Source organism: Ligilactobacillus hohenheimensis (assembly GCF_947381805.1).
GTDB classification, from domain to species: Bacteria; Bacillota; Bacilli; order Lactobacillales; family Lactobacillaceae; genus Ligilactobacillus; species Ligilactobacillus hohenheimensis.
Genome location: NZ_CANCXC010000014.1, coordinates 1 through 267 on the forward strand (window position 1 = coordinate 1; position 267 = coordinate 267).

1 tRNA gene is annotated in these 267 nt (G+C 42.7%); it reads right to left on the reverse strand.

Annotated features, from left to right (window positions below):
- Nucleotides 1–73 precede the first annotated feature (73 nt).
- A tRNA-OTHER gene (locus tag QOR60_RS06835) sits at nt 74–149 on the reverse strand.
- Nucleotides 150–267: the final 118 nt, after the last annotated feature.

Sequence of the window (267 nt, forward strand, 5' to 3'; positions counted from 1 at the left end):
GGTTCAATTTAATCAAGAAATCAAGAATTGTTATCTAGTTTTCAAAGAACAAAGTTGGCAACGTTGTTGCCAATGGAACTTGAAGGATTCGAACCTCCGTCTCCTTAATCGCAAGCGATTAAGTGCTCTCCCAGCTAAGCTAAAGCCCCATATAAAGGATAAATCCCTCAAAACTGACCACAGTATCAACCCATGTGTAGGTTCCGTATGATTCCTTAGAAAGGAGGTGATCCAGCCGCAGGTTCTCCTACGGCTACCTTGTTACGA